At 46.0% G+C, this 837-nt stretch carries 1 rRNA gene; it reads left to right on the top strand.

Going from position 1 to position 837, the window contains the following annotated elements:
- Positions 1 to 389: 389 nt before the first annotated feature.
- Positions 390 to 837 (top strand): 16S ribosomal RNA (locus L656_RS0113675); the annotation flags it as partial.

The following is an 837-nucleotide window of genomic DNA, read 5'->3' as shown; positions in this document are numbered from 1 at the left end:
CTGAGACGGGAAACGCCAACGCATAGCGAGGCAGGAACAACTCAGAGAGTTAAATAAAACTTCGGTTTTAAATCTTCCAAAAGGAAAGTTTAAAACAAAGTGTTGACTCGAAAAATAAAGGGTGTATTATTCGCCTCCCTTGAGGCGCTAAAGCGACTCAAAACGTTCTTTAACAATATAAAGCAATCATCTGTGTGGGCACTCGTACAGATTGAGTTCTAACAGCCAAGCTACTTAGGTAGCGAGGCAAACAAATTAGAGTCTCAATTGAAAACTGAGTGACCAACAGAATAGTTATTTAGGTAATTATTCGGCACAGTCAATTCAATATCGAAAGATATTAAAATAAATTCAGAATTCATTGAGCTGTCGAAAGACATAAAACTTTTTAATTGAAGAGTTTGATCATGGCTCAGATTGAACGCTGGCGGCAGGCCTAACACATGCAAGTCGAGCGGTAACAGAAAGTAGCTTGCTACTTTGCTGACGAGCGGCGGACGGGTGAGTAATGCTTGGGAACATGCCTTGAGGTGGGGGACAACAGTTGGAAACGACTGCTAATACCGCATAATGTCTACGGACCAAAGGGGGCTTCGGCTCTCGCCTTTAGATTGGCCCAAGTGGGATTAGCTAGTTGGTGAGGTAATGGCTCACCAAGGCGACGATCCCTAGCTGGTTTGAGAGGATGATCAGCCACACTGGGACTGAGACACGGCCCAGACTCCTACGGGAGGCAGCAGTGGGGAATATTGCACAATGGGCGCAAGCCTGATGCAGCCATGCCGCGTGTGTGAAGAAGGCCTTCGGGTTGTAAAGCACTTTCAGTCAGGAGGAAAG

This window comes from Pseudoalteromonas sp. TAE56 (genome assembly GCF_000497955.1).
Classification (GTDB): Bacteria; Pseudomonadota; Gammaproteobacteria; order Enterobacterales; family Alteromonadaceae; genus Pseudoalteromonas.
Note: the sequence above shows the minus strand (reverse complement) of the source record. Positions and strands in the feature narration are given on the sequence as shown.